Origin of the sequence: Devosia elaeis (genome assembly GCF_001650025.1) — a bacterium.
Taxonomy (GTDB): domain Bacteria; phylum Pseudomonadota; class Alphaproteobacteria; order Rhizobiales; family Devosiaceae; genus Devosia; species Devosia elaeis.
The window spans coordinates 1-1,606 of the sequence record NZ_LVVY01000036.1 but is presented as its reverse complement, the minus strand read 5'-3'; the positions used below and the strand labels follow the sequence as shown (position 1 = coordinate 1,606).

The following is a 1,606-nucleotide window of genomic DNA, read 5'->3' as shown; positions in this document are numbered from 1 at the left end:
CGGCAGCCAGGTCAGGAACTCGCCCGCATTGGCGATGCCGGCCGCCGCATAGAGCGTCTGGTGATATTCCTCGACATCCATCAGCCCGGGTCCTGGTCCTGGTCCTGGGCCAGGGCCGGGACCAGGCCCAGGCTCGTCCTCCACTGCGCGCGCAATATAGGCGCGCCGGGCACCGTCCACGTCCATGATGCCGGCAATGACCGAGCCATCGTCGGAAATGGCCGTGGCGTCGGACAGCACCTGGCTCTCGGCGCTTTCGACGCCATGCCGGGCAAGCCAGTCTGTCACCGATTCCATGCCGGTCTCTTCGGACCAGCGGAACGCCAGGGAAATCCCCTGCTCTTCACCGGCGCCGCTCGTTCCCACGACATAGGCGCCATCGCGCGATACCGCATTGGCGCGGCTCGTGGAATCGCTCGTGGCGAACAGCGTGCCGAGGTCATACATCTGCACATTCTCGGCCCGCCCGCCATCGGCGCCCTCGACCCAGCGAAATGCCCGTTCGATGCCGTCCTGGTCCGAAGACCAGCCGACGACGACCCTGCCATCGGCGGAAATGTCGGTGCCGGCGGAGCCGCCGCCCTCAAAGCCGGTAAACGTGCCCAGGTCGAGAAGGACGTCGCTGCCGCCCCCGCCGGTCTCGAGCCCGCTCAGATCCCAGCGCACGGCCCGGCTATGGGTGGCATTGCCATCGCTATAGCCCGTCGCATATCGCCCATCGTCCGAGAGGGCATGCGCGGCCCAGTTATTGGCGTCGTCCAAGCTCTGGAGCACATGGAGATTGCCCACCCGTGTCTCGTCATCCACCCAGGCAAAGCCACGGATCATGCCGAGGCGCGTATATTGCCCCACGGCCCGCTGGCCGTCGCCCGACACGTCCCAGGCTTCCATCCAGGCATTTTCGATGCCGGGATAGAGCAGGCCCAGGTCACGCATGTCACCGCTCTGGGTGTCCCAGATAAAGGCTCGCTGATAGCCATCGGCATTCGCCGACCGCCCCACGACGAACCGGCCATCGCCCGACATCCCATAGGCCGTGGTATTGCCGCTGCCCAGGTGCGGCGCCAGCACCGGGCTACTGCCATCGTGATATTGCGCCCGATAGAAGGTGCCGTTCGGATCCTGGATATTGCCGATGAACATGCTGCCATCGGCGCTGAGTGCCGGTATGTCCCTGTAATACCAGCCGGCATCCGGCGGTGTCGGATCGACAATTTCCCCGGCCGCTTCCGCTTTCGGGGTCATGATCAGCGCCGTGCTCGCCATCAGGACCGAAGCCAGCAGCCAACGCCCCTCGTTCCGCTTTTTCCGTATCCCAAAGGCTCGCGCCATAATCTCATTCTCCCGAAAGCAAAAGCCGGCCTGGCGCCTCATTTCGATTCCATCGAAACGGCTGGCTGCCAGGCCGGCTTTTGCAACTAGGGGACTCGTTTCCGCTTCTCAACACGAGGGCCGGTCACGCAGAATCATTGCCGCTGCGCATAATCGCGGCGGCGAAAAAATGGGCGCCATCCGTCAAGGATGGCGCCCGCGGCGCAGATCAGGGAATGCAGGGTCACTGCGCCGGATGCTAGAAAGCTCCCTTGATACCGGCCGAGACGGCCAG

1 protein-coding gene is annotated in these 1,606 nt (G+C 64.6%); it reads right to left on the bottom strand.

Annotation, left to right across the window (positions count from 1 at the left end; all coding sequences use genetic code 11):
* Positions 1 to 1,332: hypothetical protein (locus tag A3840_RS01690; RefSeq protein ID WP_205633323.1), on the bottom strand; the 1,332-nt coding region annotated here is incomplete at its 3' end.
* Positions 1,333 to 1,606 lie beyond the last annotated feature (274 nt).